General features: G+C 69.3%; 20 protein-coding genes and 1 pseudogene. 6 read left to right on the forward strand and 15 right to left on the reverse strand.

The annotated features are described in order from the left end of the window. Positions 1-18: 18 nt before the first annotated feature. Positions 19-690, forward strand: a complete 672-nt coding sequence (locus tag CLV01_RS05060) for an OmpW/AlkL family protein (RefSeq protein ID WP_013804492.1) — start codon at positions 19-21, stop codon at positions 688-690. Positions 691-754: 64 nt separating this feature from the next. On the opposite strand, the gene CLV01_RS05065 is transcribed toward CLV01_RS05060, so the two are convergent. Beyond that, positions 755-2,293 (reverse strand): CoA-acylating methylmalonate-semialdehyde dehydrogenase, encoded by a 1,539-nt coding sequence (locus CLV01_RS05065; protein ID WP_013804491.1) that lies wholly within the window; start codon positions 2,291-2,293, stop codon positions 755-757. An 82-nt stretch (positions 2,294-2,375) separates the two neighbouring features. Here CLV01_RS05065 and CLV01_RS05070 point away from each other — a divergent pair, with 82 nt between their 5' ends. Next, positions 2,376-3,350, forward strand: coding sequence for a LysR family transcriptional regulator (locus tag CLV01_RS05070; protein ID WP_099735219.1), 975 nt, complete (start codon positions 2,376-2,378; stop codon positions 3,348-3,350). Between the two features lie 10 nt (positions 3,351-3,360). Here the strand turns inward: CLV01_RS05070 and CLV01_RS05075 are convergent, their stop codons facing one another. The 4 genes from CLV01_RS05075 to CLV01_RS05090 all read right to left on the reverse strand — a co-directional run bounded on the left by CLV01_RS05075 (position 3,361) and on the right by CLV01_RS05090 (position 8,287). Continuing rightward, positions 3,361-4,341 (reverse strand): Bug family tripartite tricarboxylate transporter substrate binding protein, encoded by a 981-nt coding sequence (locus tag CLV01_RS05075; protein WP_099734844.1) that lies wholly within the window; start codon positions 4,339-4,341, stop codon positions 3,361-3,363. Positions 4,342-4,383: 42 nt separating this feature from the next. Continuing rightward, positions 4,384-5,403, reverse strand: a complete 1,020-nt coding sequence (locus tag CLV01_RS05080; protein WP_081816209.1) for a Bug family tripartite tricarboxylate transporter substrate binding protein — start codon at positions 5,401-5,403, stop codon at positions 4,384-4,386. A gap of 44 nt (positions 5,404-5,447) precedes the next feature. Next, positions 5,448-6,251 carry a 5-deoxy-glucuronate isomerase gene (gene iolB / locus CLV01_RS05085; protein WP_099734843.1) on the reverse strand — a complete coding sequence of 268 codons (804 nt, stop codon included), beginning with the start codon at positions 6,249-6,251 and terminating at the stop codon, positions 5,448-5,450. Between the two features lie 62 nt (positions 6,252-6,313). After that, positions 6,314-8,287 carry a bifunctional 5-dehydro-2-deoxygluconokinase/5-dehydro-2-deoxyphosphogluconate aldolase gene (locus CLV01_RS05090; protein ID WP_099734842.1) on the reverse strand — a complete coding sequence of 658 codons (1,974 nt, stop codon included), beginning with the start codon at positions 8,285-8,287 and terminating at the stop codon, positions 6,314-6,316. A gap of 100 nt (positions 8,288-8,387) precedes the next feature. Here CLV01_RS05090 and CLV01_RS05095 point away from each other — a divergent pair, with 100 nt between their 5' ends. Continuing rightward, entirely contained in the window at positions 8,388-9,287 is a 900-nt protein-coding gene (locus CLV01_RS05095; RefSeq protein ID WP_099734841.1) for a MurR/RpiR family transcriptional regulator, read from the forward strand. Between the two features lie 36 nt (positions 9,288-9,323). Here CLV01_RS05095 and CLV01_RS05100 read toward each other — a convergent pair whose 3' ends face one another. The 6 genes and pseudogenes from CLV01_RS05100 to CLV01_RS05125 form a co-directional block, all read right to left on the reverse strand. After that, entirely contained in the window at positions 9,324-10,040 is a 717-nt protein-coding gene (locus CLV01_RS05100) for an NYN domain-containing protein (RefSeq protein ID WP_257221202.1), read from the reverse strand. A 186-nt stretch (positions 10,041-10,226) separates the two neighbouring features. Next, positions 10,227-11,225, reverse strand: coding sequence for an L-threonylcarbamoyladenylate synthase (locus tag CLV01_RS05105; protein WP_043822523.1), 999 nt, complete (start codon positions 11,223-11,225; stop codon positions 10,227-10,229). Between the two features lie 11 nt (positions 11,226-11,236). Beyond that, positions 11,237-12,400: a 5-(carboxyamino)imidazole ribonucleotide synthase gene (locus CLV01_RS05110; protein ID WP_099734839.1), complete on the reverse strand. Its 1,164-nt coding sequence runs from the start codon at positions 12,398-12,400 to the stop codon at positions 11,237-11,239. Next, on the reverse strand, positions 12,397-12,894 hold the full coding sequence (gene purE / locus CLV01_RS05115) for a 5-(carboxyamino)imidazole ribonucleotide mutase (RefSeq protein ID WP_012202922.1): 498 nt from the start codon (positions 12,892-12,894) through the stop codon (positions 12,397-12,399). The genes CLV01_RS05110 and purE overlap by 4 nt, the downstream gene beginning before the upstream one ends. An 83-nt stretch (positions 12,895-12,977) precedes the next feature. Next, complete coding sequence (locus tag CLV01_RS05120) at positions 12,978-14,366, reverse strand: hypothetical protein (protein WP_099734838.1); 1,389 nt, start codon at positions 14,364-14,366, stop codon at positions 12,978-12,980. Beyond that, positions 14,363-15,283, reverse strand: a pseudogene (locus tag CLV01_RS05125) (ABC transporter ATP-binding protein); the annotation flags it as partial. The gene CLV01_RS05120 and the pseudogene CLV01_RS05125, both read right to left, overlap by 4 nt. Positions 15,284-15,624: 341 nt before the next feature. Between CLV01_RS05125 and trxA the strand changes: the two are divergent. Beyond that, on the forward strand, positions 15,625-16,581 hold the full coding sequence (gene trxA, locus CLV01_RS05130) for a thioredoxin (RefSeq protein ID WP_012202925.1): 957 nt from the start codon (positions 15,625-15,627) through the stop codon (positions 16,579-16,581). Between the two features lie 64 nt (positions 16,582-16,645). On the opposite strand, the gene CLV01_RS05135 is transcribed toward trxA, so the two are convergent. Further along, positions 16,646-17,452: an aminotransferase class IV family protein gene (locus CLV01_RS05135; RefSeq protein ID WP_013804480.1), complete on the reverse strand. Its 807-nt coding sequence runs from the start codon at positions 17,450-17,452 to the stop codon at positions 16,646-16,648. A gap of 96 nt (positions 17,453-17,548) precedes the next feature. On the opposite strand from CLV01_RS05135, the gene CLV01_RS05140 reads away from it, so the two are divergent. Further along, the gene (locus CLV01_RS05140; protein ID WP_099734836.1) at positions 17,549-18,460 is read left to right on the forward strand and encodes a LysR substrate-binding domain-containing protein; all 912 of its coding nucleotides are present in this window, start codon (positions 17,549-17,551) and stop codon (positions 18,458-18,460) included. A gap of 9 nt (positions 18,461-18,469) precedes the next feature. On the opposite strand, the gene CLV01_RS05145 is transcribed toward CLV01_RS05140, so the two are convergent. Then, positions 18,470-19,366: a LysR family transcriptional regulator gene (locus CLV01_RS05145; RefSeq protein ID WP_099734835.1), complete on the reverse strand. Its 897-nt coding sequence runs from the start codon at positions 19,364-19,366 to the stop codon at positions 18,470-18,472. A gap of 94 nt (positions 19,367-19,460) precedes the next feature. Between CLV01_RS05145 and CLV01_RS05150 the strand changes: the two genes are divergently transcribed. Next, positions 19,461-20,336 (forward strand): transporter, encoded by an 876-nt coding sequence (locus CLV01_RS05150; protein WP_099734834.1) that lies wholly within the window; start codon positions 19,461-19,463, stop codon positions 20,334-20,336. Positions 20,337-20,365: 29 nt separating this feature from the next. Here the strand turns inward: CLV01_RS05150 and CLV01_RS05155 are convergent, their stop codons facing one another. Together CLV01_RS05155 and CLV01_RS05160 are read right to left on the reverse strand one after the other, a co-directional pair. Continuing rightward, positions 20,366-20,950 (reverse strand): DJ-1/PfpI family protein, encoded by a 585-nt coding sequence (locus CLV01_RS05155; RefSeq protein ID WP_012202930.1) that lies wholly within the window; start codon positions 20,948-20,950, stop codon positions 20,366-20,368. Positions 20,951-21,108: 158 nt separating this feature from the next. Beyond that, positions 21,109-22,032 carry a phosphoribosylaminoimidazolesuccinocarboxamide synthase gene (locus CLV01_RS05160; RefSeq protein ID WP_012202931.1) on the reverse strand — a complete coding sequence of 308 codons (924 nt, stop codon included), beginning with the start codon at positions 22,030-22,032 and terminating at the stop codon, positions 21,109-21,111. Positions 22,033-22,073: the final 41 nt, after the last annotated feature.

Consider the following 22,073-nt stretch of genomic DNA (forward strand, 5'->3'; position numbering starts at 1 on the left):
GCACGAGGAGACACATCCATGAAGACATTCCTGCGTATCACCGCCGCCGTGGCCATGGCCACGGCCTGCATGGCCGCCACCGCCCAGTCCGCCGGCACCTGGAGCGTGCGCCTGGGCGCCACGCGCATCGATCCCCAGACCAGCAGCGGCTGGCTGAGCACGCCCAGCTTCCCCGACACCCGCGTGGACGTGAAGGCCAACAGCCAGCTCACGGGCGGCGTGACCTACATGGTCACCAACAACTGGGCCATCGACGTGCCCATGGGCCTGCCGTTCAAGCACGACTTCGTGGGCGATGGCGCCATCTCCGGCACGGGAAAGCTCGGCCGCACCAAGGTGCTGCCCGCCACCGTGTTCGCGCAGTACCGCTTCGGCGAGGCCAACTCCGCCTTCCGCCCCTACCTGGGCCTGGGCGTGACCTATGCCAAGTTCTTCGGCGAGCGCACCACGGCCTCCCTCAACGGCCTGACTGGTGGCACGCTGGCCAACCCCACCACGGCCTCGGTGGACAGCAAGTGGGGCCTGACGCCCCAGATCGGCTTCGTCTACAACTTCAACGAGCGCTGGTTCCTGGACGTGGCCTACTACAAGAGCTTCCTGAAGACCACGGCACACCTGTCCTCGGGCCAGAGCGTGTCGCTCAAGCTGAACCCGAACGTCTACGCCATCGGCATCGGATACCGCTTCTGACAGGTCGCAGTCCCCAAAGAAAAACCAGCCCGCGGGCTGGTTTTTTCATGGAGCGGGCCTGTGCCTACTTGGCCGTGGGCATCACGAATTCCGCGCCCTTGGGCGTGCTCTCGGGCCAGCGCTGCATGATGCTCTTTTGGCGGGTGTAGAAGCGCACGCCTTCCTCGCCGTAGGCATGCATGTCGCCGAACAGGCTGCGCTTCCAGCCGCCGAAGCCGTGCCAGGCCATGGGAACGGGAATCGGCACGTTGATGCCGACCATGCCGACCTCGATGCGGCGGCCGAACTCGCGCGCCACGTTGCCGTCGCGTGTGAAGCAGGCCACGCCGTTGCCGAACTCATGGTCGTTGACCAGCTGCACGGCCTCGGCGAAGTCCTTGGCGCGCACCACGGCCAGCACGGGGCCGAAGATCTCTTCCTTGTAGATGCGCATGTCGGGCGTGACATGGTCGAACAGCGTGCCGCCCAGCCAGAAGCCGCCCGAGGTGTCGGTGCCCGTGGCGGCGCCGGCCGCCTTGCCGTCGAAGCCCCGGCCATCGACCAGCAGCTGCGCGCCTTCCTTGACGCCCAGGTCGATGTAGCCGCTGATGCGATCGTGTGCGGCGCGCGTCACGATGGGGCCCATTTCCGCAGCAAGGTCCTCGCCGTCCAGCACCTTCAGGGCCTTGGTGCGCTCGATCAGGCGCGGCAGCAGCTGGTCGGCCACATCGCCCACGAGCACGGCCACGCTGATGGCCATGCAGCGCTCGCCGGCCGAGCCGTAGCCGGCGCCGATCAGTGCGTCCACGGCCTGTTCGATATCGGCGTCAGGCATGACCACCATGTGGTTCTTGGCGCCGCCCAGGGCCTGCACGCGCTTGCCGTGGCGGGCGCCCGTCTCGTAGATGTAGTTGGCAATCGGCGTGGAGCCGACAAAGCTCACGGCCTTCACCTGGGGATGCTCGATCAGCGCATCCACGGCTTCCTTGTCGCCCTGGACCACGTTGAACACGCCGTCGGGCAGGCCGGCCTGCTTGAGCAGGTCGGCGATCAGCAGCGAGGGCGTGGGATCGATGGGGCTGGGCTTGAGCACGAAGGTGTTGCCCGCCGCAATGGCCACCGGGAACATCCACATCGGCACCATCACGGGGAAGTTGAACGGCGTCACGCCCGCCACCACGCCCAGCGGCTGGCGCAGCGTCCAGTTGTCGATGCCGGTGGAGACCTGGTCGGTGAAATCGCCCTTGAGCAACTGCGGGATGCCGCAGGCGAACTCCACGATGTCGATGCCGCGGCTGACCTCGCCCTGCGCATCGGTGAAGACCTTGCCGTGCTCGGCCGTGATGGCGTGGGCCAGTTCGTCCTTGTGCTGGTTGAGCAGTTCGAGGAAGCGGAACATCACGCGCGCCCGGCGCAGCGGCGGCGTGTCGGCCCACTTGGGGAAGGCCGCCTGGGCGGCCGCCACGGCGGCATCGACATCGGCGCGCGAGGCCAGGGCCACGCGGCCCGTGACCTGGCCGGTGGCCGGGTTGGTCACGTCCTGCTCGCGGCCGCTGGCACCTGCCGTGCGCTGGCCGTTGACGTAATGGACGATGGAAGCGAAGGAGGTGTTTGCGGTGTTCATGCCGGCCAGTCTAGGAGTGCGCCTTTGGCCTGCCTAGGCGCTGCGCTTGAATTGATTGTTCATTTTGCTGAACAATCTCTGCATGGCAAATGAAAAACCCGATGCCAAGGCCGAGGCCTTGTGGAGCCACCTGCACTGGCTGGTCGTGCTGGAGCAGCAAGGCAGCTTCACCTCGGCCGCCGCGCGCCTGGGCGTGAGCAAGGCGGCCATGAGCCAGCGCGTGGCCGAGCTGGAGCGCGCGGCCGGCGTGGCCCTGGTCACACGCACCACGCGCAGCGTGCGCCTGACCGAAGCGGGCCAGCGCCTGGTGGACGAGACGCGCGGCGCCTTCGAGCACATCGCCGACAGCTTTGCGGGCGTGCGCGACCTGGCGGCTGAGCCGCGCGGCCTGCTGCGCGTGACCGCGCCCGTGGCCTTCTCGCGCCAGCAGCTCATGCCCCGGCTGCCGGCCTTCCTGCGTGCCCATCCGCAGATCCGGCTGGAGCTGGACCTGTCTGACCACCTGCGCTCGCTGGCGATGGAGGGCTTCGACATCGCCGTGCGCCATGCCTCCACCCCGCCTGAAACCCATGTGGCCTGGGCGCTGGCGCCCACGCGCTCGCTGCTGGTGGCCAGCACGGACTACCTGGCCGCGCACGGCACCCCGGCCACCCCGCAAGACCTGGCCGCGCACCAGTGCCTGCACTACCCGCGCACCCAGGGCGCCATGGCCTGGAGCTTCGTGCCCGCCGATGCCGGTGCGGACGCCGGTGCAGACGCCAGTGCAGACGCAGCACGCACCGTCGTGCCCGTGGCCGGCGGCTTTGCCGCCAACAACAGCGAAATGCTGCGCGACGCCGCCATGGCAGGCCTGGGCATCGCCCTGGTGCCCGACTTCAGCGCCCAATCGGGCCTGGCCTCCGGCCATCTGCGCGAGGTCCTGCCCGGCTGGCGGCCCGTCGATGCCTTCGGCGAACACCTGTTCGCGATACGCCCCTACGCCAGCCACGTGCCGCGCGCGGTGGCGGTGTTCGTGGAGTTCCTGCGGGCGTCGTTTGCGGCGGGGTTCATTCGCTGAGGGTGACCCCTCAGGCCTTGATCCCCAGCTTGTTCACCAATTGCTTGAACACCGCGTTGTCGCGGTCGATCACGGCCTTGAATTCGGGCTGGTCCAGGTAGCCCTCGCCCATGTTCTGCTTGGCCATGGTTTCGCGCAGGACGGGGTCCTTGAGGGTCAGGGCCATGGCCTTGCGCAGGGTCTGGACCACGGCGTCGGGCGTGTTGCGGGGCACGGCCAAGCCGCGCCAGCCGCCGATGAGCAGGTCGATGCCGCGCTCCTTGAGCGTGGGCACGGCTTCCCAGCCGGCCTGTATGCGCTGCTCGGCCATGATGGCCAGCGGGCGGATCTTGCCGGCCGCCACATAGGTGGCCACCTCCACGGGCGTGACGGCCACGGCCTCGATGTGGCCGCCCAGCAGGTCGAGCACGGCAGGGTTGGCGCCGCGGTAGGGCGCGTGGTTGAACTTCACGCCCGCCTTGTCCTGCAGCGCGGCGGCGGCCAGGTGGCCCAGCGAGCCCGGGCCGGCATTGCCGATGCGCACCGCGGCCTCGTCCTTGCGCGCGGCGGCGATCAGTTCCTCGATGCTGCGATAGGGCGAGTCGGCACGCACGGCGATGGTGGCGGGGTCGGCATTCAGGCGGGCCACGGGCAGCAGGGCGTCGGAGCTGATCTTGGTCAGCCCCATGTGCGGGATCATGGTCAGCTCGACGGTGATGATGCCGATCTTGTAGCCGTCCGGCCGGGCATTGGCCAGCTCGGTCCAGCCCACGGCGCCGCTGGCGCCTGCGCGGTTGAGCACGATCAGCTCCTGCGGCAGGTGCTTGCGCGCCACCTCGGCCAGCGCGCGTGCCAGCACGTCGGTGCCGCCGCCAGCGGCAAAGGGCACGATGAGTTCAATGGGGCGCTGGGGCCAGGCGCCGGCCGGTGCCTGCGCCATGGCGGGCAGGACCGGCGTTGCGGCCAGGGCGGCCAGCGAGTGGATGAATTGGCGGCGGGATGCGAGGGTCATGGCTTGTCTCCGGGATCTTTTTTATGTGGCGATGTCTGCGCTTCAATCCATTTTGATGTTGGCGGCCTTGATCACGCCGCTCCACAGCGCCTGTTCCGAGCGCACGAAGCCTGCGAACTGCTGCGGAGTCATCTCCATGGGCTGTATGCCGATCTCTTCGAGCTTGGCACGCGTTTCGGGGTGGCGCAGGGCGGTGGCCAGGCTTTTGTTCAGGCGCTCGGTGAGCGCAGGGCTCAGGTGGGCGGGGCCGACGAAACCCTGCCAGGCATAGGCTTCGAAACCGGGCACGCCGGCCTCGGCCATGGTGGGCACGTCGGGCAGGATGGGCAGGCGCTGGGGCGTGGCCACGGCCAGCACGCGCAGCTTGCCCGCGCGGATAGCCGAGATGCTGGGCGGCAGGTCCACGAACATGGACTGGATCTGGCCGGCCATGAGGTCCTGCAGCGCCGGGGCCGAGCCCTTGTAGGCCACGTGCAGGATCTGGGTGCCCGTGCGCTGCTTGAACAGCTCCAGCGCCACGTGCAGCGGCGAGCCCGGCCCCGACGAGGCCGAGGAGATGCCGCCCGGCTCCTTGCGCGCCATGGCCAGGAATTCCTGCACGTTCTTCGCAGGGAAGGACGGATGCACGGCCAGCACCAGCGGCATGCGGCCCAGGCCGCCGATGTAGCTGAAGTCCTTGCCCGCGTCATAGCTCAGGCGCGCATACATGGCGGGGTTGAAGGCCAGCGTGCCCGAGTCGGCCGTGCCCAGCGTGTAGCCATCGGCCGGGGCGCGTGCGATCAGCGTGGCACCGATGATGCTGGCCGCGCCGGGACGGTTGTCCACCACCACGGGCTGGCCCAGGTCCTTGCCCATCTGCACGGCCAGCTGGCGCGCGATCACGTCGGTGGTGCCGCCCGGTGCGTAGGGCACCACCCATTTGACGGGCTGGGTGGGCCAGGCTGGCGCACTCTGGGAGGACGGGGCTGGGGCGGATTGCCCCTGGGCGGTGCCCATGCCCAGCGTCAGCAGGGCGCAGGAAAGCCAGGCCTTGCGGTGCAGGGCCATTGGGTTGAACAGCATTTTTTGTCTCCGGTGGTTTTTATGGGTGTCTGTTGCGCCGTGCGTCAGCGCGGCCGCAGCATCCATTCGTGCGCGGGGTCGTTGCGGAAGGCCCAGCGCCGCTCGGGCCCGGCCATGGTGTTGAGGTAGTAGAGGTCGTAGCCGTGCGGGGCCACGCAGGGGTGGTAGCCGCGCGGCACCATCACGGTGTCGCGGTGCTCCACCGCCATGGCTTCGTCGATGCTGCGGTCATCGGTGTAGACGCGCTGGAAGGCAAAGCCCTGGCTGGGGTTGAGCAGGTGGAAGTAGGTCTCCTCCAGCACGGTCTCGGCGTCCGGCGCGGCGGGGTCGGCGCTGTCGTGCTTGTGCGGCGGATAGCTGGACGAGTTGCCTGCGGGCGTGATGACCTCGACCACCAGCAGGGACTCGGCCGCCTCGGTCTCGGGCAGGATGTCGCAGACATGGCGCGTGTTGCTGCCCTGGCCGCGCACGCTGCGGCGCATGCTTTCGGGCGCGATCACGCGCGTGGCATGGCGGCCCGTGGCGGGTGCGGCGCTCAAGGCAATGTCGGCGGGTCCACGCGCCGTGATGCGCAGGCTTTGGCCGGGCGGCACGTAGACGGCCGTGGGCGCACTCTCCTCGAACACGCTGGCGCGGCTGCCCAGGGCGCTGAACGCCTGGCTGCCGACCTGCACATCCACCTGGCCGGTGAGCACGGTGATGCAGTATTCCAGCGGGCCGGTGGACAGCGCCTCCACCTCGCCTGCCTGCAGCCTCAGGGCCTTGAAGTGGATGTGCTTCCAGCCCGCACTGGCGGGCGTGATGTCGGTGACGATGCGGCCGGGCGCGGCCTTGAAGAGAAGGCTCATTGGGAGACCTTCGCCCTCACGGGCTGCGGTGCGAGCCCCCTTCGGAGCGGCCGGGCGGGGGCTCATGCCGCAGCTCCTTCGGTGATGACCTGGCGCGCGTCCACGCGGCTGGCATCCCAGCCCGCGATCAGCGCGCGGAAGTTGGCGGCGACGGCATCGCGCAGCGCGGCGTCGTCCAGCTCGTTGCGCAGCCACTGCAGCGCCGGTCCGGCCCAGACGCTGCGGCCGATCATGAAACCCTTGACCACGGGCGCCCGCGCCTGGGCAAAGCCCTGCACCAGTTGTTCCACGGGCTGGGACAGCCCCAGGATCACGGCGCCCCGGCACCAGGGGTCGCGTTCGTTCACCAGGGCGTCCAGCGCCTCCCAGTTCTCGCGCGCCATGATGCCGACCTTCCACCATTCGGGCTTGAGGCCCAGGTCGTAGAAATGGCGTATGGCGCGCAGCACGGCCTCGCCCCGGTCGTCGGGCGCCAGCGTGTCCTTTGGCGGGATCACTTCCAGCAGCAGCTCATGGCCGCTGGCGCGCGTGGCGGTCCAGACTTGCTGCAGCCAGGCATCCTGCTCGGCGCGCAGTGCGGGCGTGTCGTCGGGGTGGTAGAAGACCAGGCATTTGACGGTATGGCTTTGCGGCCAGTGCAGCAGCTCGGAAGCCAGCGAGTCCGTGCCGTCAAAGCGCAGCGGGCGCGAGCCCGGCAGCTCGATGGGCCGGCCTATCCACCAGCCGCGTCCCGTGGCGTCGTGCAGCGCGGCCTCGCCCAGGTGATGGCGGCCGTCGATCAGCACGCCCATGCGGCCCGCGTTGCCCGGATCGCGCTCGACCTGGGCGACCACCTCGTTGATCAGCCGCTTGAGCGGGCGCAGCCGCGCGGGCGCTGCGCCGGCCTCGCGCGCCAGATCGTCGAACTGGCTGCGGTGGTCATAGGCCAGCACGCACAGCGCGGGCCACTGCGGCCGCGCGCGGCTGACGCGGTGCAGGTGGGACAGCTCGGGGTCCTGGTCAGGACGCGGATGGCGGTGGCCCGAGAACCAGTGCGCCAGCTCGGCCTGCGTGGGCATGGCCGGCGCGCAGCCATGGCGCGAGACCACGATGGCGCCGCAGGCGTTGGCAATCGCCGCAGATTCCTCCAGGCTCTTGCCGCGCAGCAGACCCGACAGCAGGCCCGAGGCAAAGGCATCGCCCGCGCCCAGCACATTGAGCACTTCCACGCGCTCGCCCAGCACCGTGGGCGCATCGGCGATCGCATCGGGCACCTCGCCCTCGACCAGCGAGCAGCCCAGCGGCCCGCGCTTGACCACGAAGACGGCGCGGCTGCATTCGCGCACGCGGCGCAGGCTGGCGATCAGGTCGCCCTCCACGCCGCCGGCGATCAGCCATTCCTCTTCGGTGCCGATGATGAGTTCGAACTGGCCCAGCTCGGCCTGCAGCCTGCGGCTGACCTCGGCGCTGGCCACATAGCGCGTCTCGCCGTCGCCGCGCGAGGCCAGGCCCCACAGCACGGGCCGGTAGTCGATGTCCAGCACGCGCACCAGGCCGTGGCGGCCAGCCATCTCCAGTGCCTTGCGGCTGGCGGCCAGCACGCCGGGTGCGCTCAGGTGGGTGCCCGTGATGGCCAGGCAGCGGCAGCGGGCCAGGAATTCCTCGCTGATGGCTGCGGCGTCCAGGGCCATGTCGGCGCAGTTCTCGCGGGCGAAGAGCAGGGGGAAGGTCTCCTGGTCCTTGATGCCCAGCAGCACCATGCCGGTCAGGCGCTGGGCATCGACCTGCACCTGGCTGGTGTCGCAGCCCTCGCGGCGCAGCGTCTCGACCAGGAAGCGGCCATTTTGTTCATCGCCCACGCGCGAAATCATGGCCGAGCGCAGCCCCAGGCGCGCCGTGCCGAAAGCCATGTTGCCCGAGGAGCCGCCCAGGTACTTGGCAAAGCTGCCGGCCTCCTCCAGGCTGCAGCCGATCTGCTGCGCGTAAAGGTCCACGGCCAGTCGGCCCAGGCAGGCCACGTCCAGCGGCCGGTCGGAGGGAAAGTTCAGCATGCTCATCGTCATAGGCCTGTGCGTTGCGGACACCCGCGTGCGGGCCTGTCCATAATCGTTGCGTGCATGCGATCATAGATCGAAATAGAAAAAGTTTTCCATATATATGAAAAATAGAAAAACCCTTGGCGATGCAGGCGCCCCCTCGCTGGCCGGCCCCTACGCCGACCGCGCCGCCTTCCTCACCGTGCTGCGCGAAGGCTTCGAGGCCCTGAGCCGCCAGCTCAAGGCCATCGGCCGCCATGTGGAAATGCAGGGCGATCGCCTGGCCTTCGACGGCATCCAGGCCACGGCCGAGCAATGTGGCGTGCAGCCTTCGGCCGTGGTGCGCTTTGCCAAGCATTTCGGGTTCTCGGGGTACTCGGAACTGCAGGCGCTGTTCCGCGCCGATGCGGCGCGCCAGCTCTCGGCCCAGCATGACTACCAGGACCGCATCCGGGGCCTGATCGCCTCGGGCAACGAGCCACGCAGCAGCGCGCGCCTGGCGCACGAGGTCATCGAAGGCAGCATCGAAAGCCTGCAGGCCCTGCAGCGCGGCCTGCCGCCCGAGCAGTTCGAGGCGGCGGTGGATCTCATGCTGGATGCCCCCTCGCTGTGGCTGGCCGCCTCGCGTCGCGCCTTCCCCGTGGGCGCCTATTTGGCCTATGCGCTGCAGCACACCGAAAAGCCCGTGCACTGGCTGCACGGCCTGGGCGCCATGCAAAAGGGCGAGCTGCGCGCGCTGGCGCCCGGCGACGTGATGCTGGCCGTCTCCTTCGAGCCCTATGCGCCCGAAACGCTGGAAATGGTGGACGCGGCCCTGGCACGCGGCGCGCGCCTGCTGGCGCTGACCGACAGCCAGCTCAGCCCCCTGGCATCCCGCGCCACCGTCACCCTGCTGGCCCAGGACGCAGCCACCTTCGGCTTTCGCTCCCTGACCAGCACGCTGACCCTGGCGCAGTCGCTGTTCCTGGCGCTGGCCTACCGGATGGAGCTGGCATACGAGCCTTCGGTGAAGAGGTCCTAGGCGGCAGCGTTCCGCCCAGGGCCGCTTTGTGGGGGTTCACCAATGCGCAGGCTTGCTGGCTGGTTTTTTCCGCGTCTGCACGTTCAGCGGCAACTGCGATTGCGCCAGCTCGTCGTCCCTGATGTGATGGCGAACCCAGTGCGCCAACGCCGTCAAGCGCTTGTTGGGCACTTTGCCGTCTGCTGCGGTCCTGTCGCGCAATGGCATGACCAGCCCCAGCCTGGCGGCGGGCACGTCCTCGCGCAGCATGCGCAGTGCGGGTTCCACGTCACTGTCGTTGGAGCAGATCACCAACTGGTCGCATTCGCCACGTACTGCATCACGGTAGGCGTGCAGCGCAAGGTTCACGTCGGTCTGCTTTTCTTCGATCATCCAGACGCGCGACACGTTGTTCTTGCTCGGGTTGGCGCCCGCTTGGTAGCTTGGCAGGGATGTGGGTTCGAAGACGTGGAAGCCGTTGACGATCTGGATCAGGCCAGGGTCTCGTGCCTGAAGGGCGCGAAGGTACTGGGTCTGTGCCTGGACCGATGACTCGCCATGCCGGGCGTACGAGGCTTTGACGGGGGCCGTGAAGTACTTGATGGCGACAACCTCTGCGCCAGGGTCTTGCGGCAGCAGGATGCGATCACGAAACAGCGCAGCAATGTCCAGCCACTTGTACGGCGTGCCCTTGAGTCGCGAGTAGTAGAGGTTGTAGCCGTCGATGTAGATGGTTGTTCTGGTCAATGTCCAAGCCACCAATGAAAAGACCACCTTGCGGTGGCCTTTTCGCCCTAAGCCTGAGCCAACTGAATGACACCGCGAAGGGATTGTGTAGCGTGATTCTAGCAACTCCCGCCATTCAAAGGCCTGGAACGGCGCCTGTTCCTGCGCCGCACGCCGTTGGGCAGGCGCGCGGGTTGATGCCCGATGCGGCACTGCAGTCCCGGGGGGCCTCTTCTATCCCGCAGCCGCCGCGCGCAGCAGCCGGTCGCGCACGCCTTCCCAGTCCGGCGTGTCGGGCGGGGTCTCGATCCAGATCAGCCGGGCGCCGACTTCATCGAAGTCGCGCAGGGCACCGAACAGCTCGCGCGCGGTGGCGGCGGCGTCGGCGGGCATGGCGCGCAGCGTGACGGCGCGCGATGCGGTGCGCAGCGGTGTGCGGTGGTAGACGGCCAGGTTCCTGGCGTCGGCGCCCAGCACGTCCAGCCCGGCCTGCAGCTGCTTTGCGTCCATGAGGCGCACCTGGGCATTGGGCGCGTAGTGGGCCAGCAGGGTGCCGGAGGCGCGTGGCGTGTTCTCCTGCAGTTCTTCCTTGGACAGGGGGCGCTGGCCGCAGGCACGTTCTATATCGTCGCGCGTGATGGCGCCGGGGCGCAGCAGCACGGGCACGCCGCGCGTGCAGTCCACGATGGTCGATTCAATTCCCACTTCGCAGGCGCCGCCGTCCAGCACCAGCAGCGTGTCGCCGAACTCGCTGGCCACATGGGCCGCCGTGGTGGGGCTGACGCGGCCGAACTTGTTGGCGCTGGGCGCCGACACGCCCCAGACAGGCGGCTGCAGCTGCTGGCAGGCGGCCAGCACGGCATGGGCGACGGGGTGGGAGGGGCAGCGCAGGCCCACGCTGTCCTGGCCGCCGGTCGAGGCCCGGGCGGCCTGGGGCAGGCGCGGCAGGATCAGGGTCAGCGGGCCGGGCCAGAAGGCGTCGATCAGCTGCTGCGCGAACAGCGGCACTTCACGTGCGTAGCGCGTAATGGCGCCGCTGTCGGCCACATGGACGATGAGCGGATGGTTGGGCGGCCTGCCCTTGGCGGTGAAGATCTGCGCGACGGCCGCGTCGTTGTCGGCATCGGCCGCCAGGCCGTAGACGGTTTCCGTGGGCAGGCCCAGCAGTTCGCCGCGCTGCAGCGCCTGTGCGGCGGCCTGGACAGAGGCCGCCAGCGTTCCATCGAGAATCATCGCGCGGGCCTTCAGAACGGCTCTATGCCCAGGATGGCAGCGGCATGCAGGGCGGTGGAGCGCACGGCCTCGGGCGAGGGGCCGGTGACGTTCAGGTGGCCCATCTTGCGGCCGCGCTTGGCGTCGTGCTTGCCGTACAGGTGCAGGTGGCAGCCGGGCAGGGCCAGGACCTGGTCCCAGGCCGGCGCCTTGGCCTGTTCGCCGTCCTTGAACCACAGGTCGCCCAGCAGGTTCAGCATGATGGACGGGCTGTGCTGGCGCGGCTGCGTCAGCGGCAGGCCGGTCATGCAGCGCACCTGCAGCTCGAACTGCGAGACATCGCAGGCGTTCTGGCTGTAGTGGCCGCTGTTGTGCGGGCGCGGCGCGATCTCGTTGACCACGAGCATGCCGTCCTGCAGCACGAAGAATTCGACGCAGAGCACGCCCACGTAGTCCAGGCCATCGGCCACGGAACGTGCGGCGGCCAGCGCCTGCTCAACCTGGGCCTGTGGCAGGTTGCCTTCGTAGACCTCGGTGACGGAGAGGATGCCTTCGCGGTGCAGATTGCGTTGCACGGGCAGGTTGACCATGGAGCCGTCACGGCCGCGCGCCACGATGACCGAGCATTCATGGGCCAGCGGCAGCATTTTTTCCAGCACGCAGGCCACGCGGCCCAGTTGCTCCCAGGCGGTGGCCAGCTCGGCGGCGTTCTTCACGCGCACCTGGCCCTTGCCGTCGTAGCCCATGCGGGCGGTCTTGAGGATGCCGGGCAGCAGGCTGGCGTGCACGGCCGCCAGCTGGGCGGGCGTCTCGATCACCGCATAGGGCGCGCAGGGCACGCCGCAGCGCACGAAGTGGGCCTTTTCCTGGGCGCGGTCCTGGGCAATGGCCACGGACGAGCCAGCCGGCGAGACCGGCCGCTGGGCGGCCAGCAGGTTCAGCGCCGCGGCGGGCACGTTCTCGAATTCGGTGGTGACGGCGGCCGACAGGCGCGCCAGTTCGGCCAGGCCCTGCGGGTCTTCGTAGCCGGTACGGATATGGTGGTGGCTGACCAGGCCGGCAGGGCTGGTCGGGTCGGCGTCGAGCACGGCCGTGAAATAGCCCATGGCCTGGGCCGATTGCACGAACATGCGGCCCAGTTGGCCGCCACCCAGCACGCCCAGCGTGGCGCCCGGCAGGATCACATCTGCGCTCATACGGCCACCGGGGGAAGCGTCATCGCGCGCGCTGCGGCGGTCTGCTCGGCGCGGAAGGCTTCGAGCCTGGTGCGCAGGGCCGGGTCCTCATTGGCCAGCAGGGCCACGGCGAACAGGGCCGCATTGGCCGCGCCGGCCGCACCGATGGCGAAGGTGGCCACGGGCACGCCCTTGGGCATCTGCACGATGGAGTGCAGCGAGTCCACTCCCTGCAGGTGGCGGCTGGCCACCGGTACGCCGAGCACGGGCACCACGGTCTTGGCGGCAATCATGCCGGGCAGGTGGGCAGCGCCCCCCGCACCCGCGATGATGGCCTTCAGGCCACGGCCTGCGGCGGCCTCGGCATAGGCGAACATGTCGTCGGGCATGCGGTGGGCCGAGACGACCTGGGCTTCATGGGCGATGCCAAATTGCTGAAGAATGGCAACTGCGTGCTGCATGGTCTCCCAGTCGCTGCTGGAGCCCATGACCACACCGATCTGGATGGAGTTCATGTCGTGAGGGCGCCTGCGGCCCGGCCTAGTGGAACCCGCGATTTTACTTTTTTAGTCCTAATTCGCGTAATCCATGCGCCAAATCACCGCACAGCCGTGTGCTGCTCGCGCGCAAAACCCAGCACGCGCTGGCGAAACACATGGGCCAGCCAGGCCAGGGCCAGCCCCACCTGCACGGCCAGCGACAGCCACATTCCGCTGGTGACGGGCTTTGTCAGGCCGGCTGCCAGCGGCTGGGCCAGCACGGCGGCATCGGCCCCGGCCAGGCCAAAGGCCAGCAGCGGCAGCACGATGTTGACCAGCAGCCAGGTGACGGCAAACGCGGCTAGCGGCGACTTGATGCGCCCGGCCAGCAGGGAAAAGCCCGTGGCCAGCGCGGCATCGCGCAGCAACTGCGCCGTGGCCAGCGCCGCCAGTTGGGCCGCGCCCGGCACCATGGGCTGGCCGCCCGCGGGCCACAGCAGCCACAGCGCGCAGGCCAGCACGGCCAGCAGCCAGCTCACGGGCCACAGCGGCAGCGCTTCGAGCGCGCCACGCCAGCGCCCCTGCAGCACGCACCACTGCACCTGGCGCCAGCTGCGCAGGCCCTCGTCCATGCCGTGCAGGCAGACATAGGCCGTGCCCGCCAGCGCCAGCCCGGTGGTCCAAGCGAAGAAAGAGGCCGGGCCGGGGCCCTGCAACTGCATTGCATCGAGGTGCATGCCTCCAAAGGCCAGGCCCGCCACGCACAGGCCCAGCGGCCAGGCCCAGGGCAGGGTGCGCACATCCAGCCGCGTGCACAGCAGCCGCCACAGGGCCAGCAGGCCCAGCCCCAGCGCGATGGCGCCGAACAGGTAGATGGCGCCGCGCCCGTGCAGCGGCACGGACCACCACAGCACAGGGCGGCCTTCTTCGCGGCCCAGCTGCTCGGTCAACCGGCCCAGGATGGGGCCGGGCAGCACCATCACGAACAGCAGCGGCACCAGCACGAAGCGGATGCGGCGCGCGGGCTGCTCCTTCGGTCCCCAGCCCATGAGCACGGAGTGCATGCTCCAGGCCTGCAGGGCCAGGCCCCACAGCACGGCCTGCAGCACGGCGTGCACGCCCCAGGCCAGCCCGCCCGGCTGGCCCGCCGAGGTGACCAGCACGGCCAGCGCGCACCACAGCATGTACAGCCAGGCCGCCAGCGGGGCGCCCAGCAGCTTGCCCCAGGCCATCTGCCAGGGCGTCAGGGCCGACAGGCGCTGCCAGTCCCAGGTGTGCTGGTGCGCCTCTTCGTTGAGGCCGCGCCCGGCCAGCACGCTGCCCAGGCCGGCCGCGGCGATCCACATGCCGATCAGGGCGGCGACCAGCAGGGCATGCAGGCGGTCTCCGGGCTGGACCAGGACCATTGGCGTGGCCAGCAGCAAGGCGGTGAGCAGCAGGCTCCAGCCCAGTTGGGCGGGCCGCCAGTTGAGCCAGAGCTGGCGCTGGAATTCGGGGTTGTGCGTCATGGCTGCTCCGCAGGGGTGAGGGGGGCTGCGGCCTGCAGGCCGCGTGCGTAGCGGTCCTGCAGGCGCTCGCGCACAGGCGCCAGGCTGGCCACGGGCAGGCCGGCGCCAACCAGGCGTGCCAGCAGGTCGGCGCGTTCGCGCGGCAGGGCGGGCAGCCACAGCTGCAGATGCACCAGGCCCTGGTCATCGGGCGGCGGCACAGGGGTGTCGGGAAGGACCTGGTGCAGCTGCCGCGCCAGCGACCCGGCCGAGGCACCCGGGGGCGGTGCCAGCTCCAGCGCGTACAGCGCCAGCGGCACATCGCCGCCGGCGGCCGGCGCCTGAATGCCGCCGTGCAGGGCCTCGTGGCTTTCCACGCGGCCGCCGCGCAGGCTCAGGATGTGGGTGCAGTACTCGTCGAGTTCGCTGAGGATGTGGCTGGAGACGATCAGGGTCATGCCCTGTGCCTGCAGCGCCCGCATCAGCTGGGACAGGCTGGCGCGGGCCTCGGGGTCCAGGCCGCTGGCCGGCTCGTCCAGCAGCAGCACGCGCGGCTGGTGGACGATGGCCTGGCCGATGGCCACGCGCTGGCGCTGGCCGCGAGACAGCTCGGTGGGCAGGCGCTCCAGCAGATCGGCCAGGCCCAGCTGCCCGGCCACGTGCGCCACGCGCTGCGGCGCCTCGGACGAGGGCACGCCCATGGACAGGGCCGCGTACTGCAGGCAGCGCCGCACGCTCAGGCGGTCATAGAGGCCGAAGAAATCCGACAGATAGCCCAGGTGCCGGTGCACTTCGCGGGGCTGCTCCTGCACGGCAATGCCATGCACCTCGACCTGGCCCGACAGCGGCTGGTCCAGCCCGGCGATGCAGCGCATCAGCGTGGATTTGCCGGCGCCGTTGGGCCCCACCAGGGCCGTGACGGTGCCTGCGGCGATATGGACGCTGACGCCATCGAGCGCGCGGTGGCCGGGGTACTCGAACACCAGCTGCGAAACCTTGATCAAGGCGAGCCCTCCCTCATTGCGTTGATGGCAGGCCGCAATGGCGGCACAGCGCGCCAATATAGCCCAGCGCTGCCGCGCCGCGCCCTCGGCCGGGCGGCTTGAAATGCGCGCAGCCTGCTCCCATCTGGGGTGGCTGCCGCCCATGGCGTTCACGCCCTGGGCCTTGGAATTGCTGGAGAATCACACGGTCCGCATCGGAGGCATTCGGCCGCCGAACTCCGAACCGCCACAGTCCGCGCGCCCTGGCCGCGCGCCTTGCCACAGGGTCTGATCACATGATTGATGTCACCATTGAGAATTTCGAAGCCGAAGTCGTCGCCGCCTCCATGCAGGTGCCGGTGCTCGTCGACTTCTGGGCGCCCTGGTGCGGCCCGTGCAAGACGCTGGGCCCCATCCTGGAAAAGCTCGAGGTGGCCTACGAAGGCCGCTTCAAGCTGGTCAAGATCGACTCCGACCAGGAGCAGCAACTGGCCGGCATGTTCGGCATCCGCTCCATCCCGACCTGCATTCTGATGATGGGCGGCCGCCCCGTGGACGGCTTCATGGGCGCCCAGCCCGAAGGCAAGCTGCGCGAGTTCCTTGACAAGCACCTGCCCTCCGAAGGCGAGCTGGCCGCCGAGGCCGAAGCCGACGAGGCCCACCAGTTGCTGGAAGCCGGCGACACCCAGGCCGCCCTGCAAAAGCTGGCTGACGCCCTGGCCGCCGACCCGGCCAACGACGATGCGCGCTTCGACTACGTGCGCCTGCTGATCGCCACGGGCGGCTACGAAGAGGCCGGCGCCCTGCTGGCCGAGCCGCTCAAGCGCATTCCTCAGGCCACGCGCTTCGAGGCGCTCAACCAGTGGCTGCAGTGCATGCTGTTCGTGCACAACGACGAGCGTGGCAACTGGGAGTTTGCGCAGTTCGACGCCGTCATCGCGCAGAACAAGCGCGACTTCGACACCCGCTTCGGCAAGGCCCGGGCCCTTGCCGCCGAAGGCCAATGGGCAGCCAGCATGGACGAACTGCTGGAAATCATCATGCGCGACAAGGATTGGAACGGCCAGGCTGCGCGCAAGCTCTACGTGGGCATCCTGGAGCTGCTCACGCCCCCGAAGCCCAAGAAGCAGGACGCCATCCCCGGCAAGAGCAGCGGCGGCATCGAGCTGCTGGGCAAGGCTGGCGCCGAGCAGGACGAAGCCACGCAACTGGTCAACAGCTACCGACGCAAGCTCAGCATGGCGCTGAACTGAGACCGGCGCTGCACGGGTGAAGAGACGGGGGAGCCTTGCGGCTCCCTTTTTTCATGGCGAGGACTCAGGGGGCAACCGGTTCCTCGGCCGCATGCGCGCGGTGCAGCAACTGCACGAAGCCGGGCGCATCGGGCAGATGCACATCGGCCAGGCGCCTGACCGGAATGCCCGGGGACCACGAATTCATCACCACGGCGCCGGCCAGGGATGGCAGGTCGGCCCGGGTCAGCACGGCCTGGCGCTGCGCCACGCCCAGGCGCTGCAACTGGCGCCGCAGCATGGACTCGGTCGTGCCCGGCAGCACCTGGGCGCGCGGCCAGACCACGGCATCTCCATCCCAGAAGGCCAGGTTCCAGATGGTGGCCTCGCCAATGCGGCCGTGGCGGTCGGCAAAGGCGGCGTCGTCAAAGCCCTGGGCCACGGCGCGGCGCAGCAGGTGCGTCTTGGCCACCTCGCCCACATGCTTGAGGTGGGGCAGCATGCGCTCATGCTCGAACAGCGCCAGGCTCAAGGGCCCGGCGGGGCCCGAGGCAGGTGCCGAGGTGCGCACCAGCATGCGCGGCCGTGCATCGGCGGCCGTGAATTCCCCGGCAGGCGAGTACACCGTGGCGGTCAGCGAAACATCCTGCGGGCCGTTGGCAAGCGCCGCCCGCAGCTGTGCTTGGACATGGTCATCGGACAAGGCCTGGCCGTACAGCTCCAGCGAGGCCTGGCGCAGGCGCTGCAGATGCAGGTCCAGCCCGCGCAGCCTGCCGCCGCGCACCTGCATGGCCGTGAAATGGGCATGGCCTGCAAAGGCCAGGGCGGCGAGTTCGGCCGCCGTAGCGGGCTGCCCATCGATAAGGCTGGTGAAGAAGGAGGCGGTTTCCATGGGTTCATCCATCAAGTTTTCTTGATTGTTCGATGGCAGTCCCAAAAGAGGAAGCAAGTAGTATTCGGCACTTCATCAAGAAAAATTTGAAGATCCATGCGCCAGTTTCCACCCGGCACGCGCGCCCTGCGCAGCTTCGAGGCTGCAGGGCGCCACCTGAACTTCACGCGCGCGGCCGACGAACTGGGGCTGACCCCGGCGGCGGTCAGCCACCAGATCAAGGAGATGGAGGAACAGCTGGGCCTCGTCCTCTTCACGCGCAACAGCCGCAGCATGCAGCTCACGCCCGCAGGCAGCGTGCTGCTGGAGGCCACGGCCGAGGCGCTGGGCCTGCTGCGGCGCGCCACCGGCCGGGCGCGCCAACTGGCCCGGGGCGAGACGCGGCTGCGTCTGTCGCTGGGCGCGCGCTTTGCCACGCAGTGGCTGCTGCCCCGGCTGCCGCGCTTTCGCGCCGCGCATCCGCAGATCGAACTGAGCTTCGACATCTGCGACGAGGTGCGCGACTTCGACGCCGATGACATCGACGCCGCCATCCGCTTCGGCACCGGCCGTGATCCGCACACCCTGGCGGTGCGCCTGTTCGATGCCAGGGTGATCCCCGTCTGCAGCCCGGCCCTGCTGCAGTCCGGCCCGCCGCTGGCCCGGCCCGTTGACCTGCTGGCGCACACGCTGTGCCATGTCGATTGCAGGGTGGACGGCCAGGTCTGGCCGAACTGGCCGATGTGGATGGCGGCGGCCGGCGTGGAGGGCCTGGACGCAGGCCGCTGCATCGCCTTCACCGACTCCAGCCACGTCGTGCAGGCCGTGCTGGACGGCGGCGCCGTGGGCCTGGTCGAGCAGGACCTGGTGGCCGAAGACCTGGCCCGTGGCCGCCTGGTGCGCCTGTTCGACATCGCCGTGGGCCTGGGCCCGGCCTATGCCTACCACCTGCTCTACCCCCGGCGCAGCCAGGGCCAGCCGGCCATCGAGGCGCTGCGTGCGTGGGTGCTGCAGGAGGCCGGGCTGTAGCGCCTACGCCTACTGCCGTACGGGATCGGCAAATCGCATCAACCCGCGCACCACGGCCTGCACGGCCGGGTCTTGTTGCGCGGCGCTGCGGCAGGCCAGTCCCAGCGGGCGTGTCAGTGCGGGGCTGAGTCCGCGCTGCTGCAGCGTGCGGCTGACGGCGTCCATGGGCTCCTCGCGCGGCAGGACGGTGGGGCCGTGGCCGGCGGCGACCAGGGCGCGTATGCCTTCGGGAAAGCTCATTTCCATGCGGGGCTGCGGCAGCAGGCCCGCCTGGGCGAACCATTGGGACAGCAGGCGGTGCATCTGGGTGCCGGCGGCAAAGCCTATCCAGGGCTGGGCGTTGAGCCATTCGGGCGTGATCTGGTCGGGCAGCGGCATCTGCGGCGGGGCGAACAGCTCCATGGGGTCGTTGCGCCAGGCACGCATTTCCAGGCCGGAAGGCACGGGCTGGGGCAGCCCGACCAGGGCCAGGTCCAGGTGTCCAGTCGCCAGGCGCTGCATGGCCTGGGCGGAGCTCACGACTTCCAGGCGCAGTTCCACGCCGGGCGCGTGCTCGGCCAGCCATTGCAGCAGTTCGGGCAAAAGCAGGGGGCTGACGCCGGCTGAGGCGCCTATGCGCACGTTGGCGCCAAAGCCCTCGGCGCGCTTGCGCACCTGGCGCAGCAGGGATTCGCTGTCGGCCAGCAGGCGGCGTCCGCCTTCGACCAGCAGAGCGCCTGCGGGCGTCAGCTGCGCCTGTCGCTTGCCGCGCACCAGCAGGGGGGTGTCCAGGCGCGCTTCCAGCTCCTGGATGTGCAGGCTGACGGCGGGCGGCGACAGGTGAAGGGCCTGGGCGGCAGCAGCCAGCGTGCCCAGGTCGGCCACGGCCACCAGGGTCTGGAGCTGGTCAAGATTCAGGCGTCGCATCAGGTTTCCTGAAGATGATGTTCCGAAGATTCGACTTTATCTAATCTGGGTGCGAATCCATCATCCCGTCCCGTATCAAGTACGAGGCCATGGAATGGAATTGAGCAATGCGGTGCTGGCCGCGGCCCTGGGGGCCGCGCTGATGAATGCGGGATGGAACAGCGCCATCAAGCTGGGCGGCGACAAGATGGTCGCCATGGCGCTGACCACGGGGCTGGCCAGCCTGTGGTCGCTGCTGGTGCTGCCCTGGCTGGACTGGCGCGCGGCGGGGTTGTGGGACGCATCGGTGTGGTGGTGGCTGGCGGCCTCGGTGGCCGTGCACACCGTCTACCACTTCGTGCTGCCGCGCGCCTACCAGCATGGCGAGTTCGGCGTGGTTTACCCGGTGGCACGCGGCAGTGCGCCGCTGTTCGTGACGCTGGGCGCGGCGCTGCTGGCCGGTGAGTGGCCGGGCGCGACCGGGCTGGCTGGCGTGCTGTGCCTGTCGCTGGGCGTGCTGGCGCTGTCGGTGCGCAGCGGCGCGGCCAGCGGTTATGGCGGCAGCGGTTATGGCGGCAGCGGCTATGCGCTGGCCACGGGCGCCATGATTGCCTGCTATACGGTCATCGACGGGCTGGGGGCGCGCGCATCCGGCTCCGCGCTGCTCTATGCGGCCCTGCTCACGCTGGGCGATGGCCTGGCCACGGTGCTGATCGTCGCCTGGCGGCGCGGCCCCGCCGTGCTGCGTGCCGATGCACGCACCTGGCTCCTGTGCGCCCTGGCCGCCGCCATGCAGCTGAGTGCCAGCTGGATGGCGACCTGGGCGCTGTCGCAGGCGCCCATGGGGCTGGTGTCTGCGCTGCGTGAAAGCAGCGTGCTGTTTGCGGGCTGGATTGCCGCCTGGCTGATGCGCGAGCGCCTGGGCCGCGTGCGCATGCTGGCCTCGGCCCTGGTCTTCGGCGGCATCGTGCTGGTGCGCTGGGGCGGTTGAGCCGCCCGGCGCCAACGTCCGCTGCGTGCTCAGCCGTGGCTGATGCGCGTGCCCAGGAGCGTCAGGAACTGGGCGATCCAGGCCGGGTGTGCGGGCCAGGCGGGGGCGCTGACCAGGTTGCCTTCGGTATGCGCCTGGTCCACGCCGATGTCGGCATAGGTGCCGCCGGCCAGCTCGACCTCGGCACGGCAGGCCGGGTAGGCCGAGCAGGTGCGGCCCTTGAGCACGCCGGCACCGGCCAGCAGCTGGGCGCCATGGCAGACGGCGGCCACGGGCTTGTTGTTGTCGAAGAAGTGGCGCACGGCGGCGCGCACGGCGTCGTAGTTGCGCAGGTACTCAGGGCCGCGTCCACCGGGGATCACCAGGGCGTCGTACTGCTCGGGCTTGATGTCGGCGAAGCTGGCGTTGAGCGTGAAGTTGTGGCCGGGCTTCTCGCTGTAGGTCTGCGCGCCCTCGAAATCATGGATGGCCGTCTTGATGTGTTCCCCGGCTTTCTTGTCGGGGCAGACCGCATGCACCGTGTGTCCCACGGCCTGCAGGGCCTGGAAGGGGACCATGGTTTCGTAGTCCTCGCAGTAGTCGCCACAGATCATCAGAATCTTCTTGCCAGCCATGTGCTTGCTCCTTCAGAAAAAGTCAGAGGAAGCGAACATTGTGGCAGCGTCGGTGACGCAGGCATGACCGGCTGCAAAAACGCAGGCCCGCAACGAAAAAGAGAGCCGAAGCTCTCTTTTGCGGGGAAAGGCGCGCGGGGCCGGGCTACGGCGGGCCGTCAGGCCGTCAGGCGCTGCAGGGCTTCGCGGTACTTGGCGGCCGTCTTCTCGGTCACTTCCTGGGGCAGGCGCGGGGCCGGAGCCTTCTTGTCCCAGGGCTTGCCGTTGACCTGGGCCTGCTCCAGCCAGTCGCGCACGAACTGCTTGTCGTAGCTGGGCGGGTTCTCGCCATTGGCCAGGGCCTGGGCATAGCCCTCCACGGGCCAGTAGCGCGAGCTGTCGGGCGTGAGGACTTCGTCCATCAGCACCAGTTCGCCGTTCTCGTCCAGGCCGAATTCGAACTTGGTGTCGGCAATGATCATGCCCTTTTCGAGGGCGATGGCCGCAGCTTCCTTGTAGATGCGGATGGCCGTATCGCGGATCTGGGAGGCCAGCTTCTCGCCGACCATCTCCACCGTGCGCTCGTAGGTGATGTTCTCGTCATGGTCGCCCATCTCGGCCTTGGCGGCCGGCGTGTAGATGGGCTCGGGCAGCTTGGCGGCGTTGGTCAGGCCTTCGGGCAGGGGCACGCCGCAGACCGAGCGCGATTCCTGGTATTCCTTCCAGCCGCTGCCGGCCAGGTAGCCGCGCACCACGGCCTCGATCAGCACGGGCTTGAGGCGCTTGACCAGCATGGAGCGGCCCGTGACCTGGGGCACTTCGGCGGGCGTGACCACGGACTCGGGCGCTTCGCCGGTCAGGTGGTTGGGGCAGATGTGGCCGAGCTTGTCGAACCAGAACAGCGCCATTTGCGTCAGCAGCTCGCCCTTGCCGGGGATTGGCTCGCCCATGATCACGTCGAAGGCCGACAGGCGGTCCGAGGCCACCATCAGGATGCGGTCATCACCCACGGCATAGTTGTCGCGCACCTTGCCGCGCGCGAGCAGCGGCAGCGAGGCAATGTTGGAAGTGTGCAGGGCGGAGGGGCGGGACTGGGTGGTCATGTGAGGCAAGGGGCAATCTGGCAAAGAGGCTGCAGCGGCCG

Source organism: Delftia sp. 60, from assembly GCF_002754395.1.
Lineage (GTDB): Bacteria > Pseudomonadota > Gammaproteobacteria > Burkholderiales > Burkholderiaceae_C > Comamonas > Comamonas acidovorans.

Excerpts from the sequence above, each read along its gene's own strand:
- CLV01_RS05060 (WP_013804492.1), top strand. The coding sequence starts at position 19 with ATGAAGACATTCCTGCGTATCACCGCCGCCGTGGCCATGGCCACGGCC.
- CLV01_RS05065 (WP_013804491.1), bottom strand. The coding sequence starts at position 2,293 with ATGAACACCGCAAACACCTCCTTCGCTTCCATCGTCCATTACGTCAAC.
- CLV01_RS05070 (WP_099735219.1), top strand. The coding sequence starts at position 2,376 with ATGGCAAATGAAAAACCCGATGCCAAGGCCGAGGCCTTGTGGAGCCAC.
- CLV01_RS05075 (WP_099734844.1), bottom strand. The coding sequence starts at position 4,341 with ATGACCCTCGCATCCCGCCGCCAATTCATCCACTCGCTGGCCGCCCTG.
- CLV01_RS05080 (WP_081816209.1), bottom strand. The coding sequence starts at position 5,403 with ATGCTGTTCAACCCAATGGCCCTGCACCGCAAGGCCTGGCTTTCCTGC.
- iolB (WP_099734843.1), bottom strand. The coding sequence starts at position 6,251 with ATGAGCCTTCTCTTCAAGGCCGCGCCCGGCCGCATCGTCACCGACATC.
- CLV01_RS05090 (WP_099734842.1), bottom strand. The coding sequence starts at position 8,287 with ATGAGCATGCTGAACTTTCCCTCCGACCGGCCGCTGGACGTGGCCTGC.
- CLV01_RS05095 (WP_099734841.1), top strand. The coding sequence starts at position 8,388 with ATGAAAAATAGAAAAACCCTTGGCGATGCAGGCGCCCCCTCGCTGGCC.
- CLV01_RS05105 (WP_043822523.1), bottom strand. The coding sequence starts at position 11,225 with ATGATTCTCGATGGAACGCTGGCGGCCTCTGTCCAGGCCGCCGCACAG.
- CLV01_RS05110 (WP_099734839.1), bottom strand. The coding sequence starts at position 12,400 with ATGAGCGCAGATGTGATCCTGCCGGGCGCCACGCTGGGCGTGCTGGGT.
- purE (WP_012202922.1), bottom strand. The coding sequence starts at position 12,894 with ATGAACTCCATCCAGATCGGTGTGGTCATGGGCTCCAGCAGCGACTGG.
- CLV01_RS05120 (WP_099734838.1), bottom strand. The coding sequence starts at position 14,366 with ATGACGCACAACCCCGAATTCCAGCGCCAGCTCTGGCTCAACTGGCGG.
- trxA (WP_012202925.1), top strand. The coding sequence starts at position 15,625 with ATGATTGATGTCACCATTGAGAATTTCGAAGCCGAAGTCGTCGCCGCC.
- CLV01_RS05135 (WP_013804480.1), bottom strand. The coding sequence starts at position 17,452 with ATGGAAACCGCCTCCTTCTTCACCAGCCTTATCGATGGGCAGCCCGCT.
- CLV01_RS05140 (WP_099734836.1), top strand. The coding sequence starts at position 17,549 with ATGCGCCAGTTTCCACCCGGCACGCGCGCCCTGCGCAGCTTCGAGGCT.
- CLV01_RS05145 (WP_099734835.1), bottom strand. The coding sequence starts at position 19,366 with ATGCGACGCCTGAATCTTGACCAGCTCCAGACCCTGGTGGCCGTGGCC.
- CLV01_RS05150 (WP_099734834.1), top strand. The coding sequence starts at position 19,461 with ATGGAATTGAGCAATGCGGTGCTGGCCGCGGCCCTGGGGGCCGCGCTG.
- CLV01_RS05155 (WP_012202930.1), bottom strand. The coding sequence starts at position 20,950 with ATGGCTGGCAAGAAGATTCTGATGATCTGTGGCGACTACTGCGAGGAC.
- CLV01_RS05160 (WP_012202931.1), bottom strand. The coding sequence starts at position 22,032 with ATGACCACCCAGTCCCGCCCCTCCGCCCTGCACACTTCCAACATTGCC.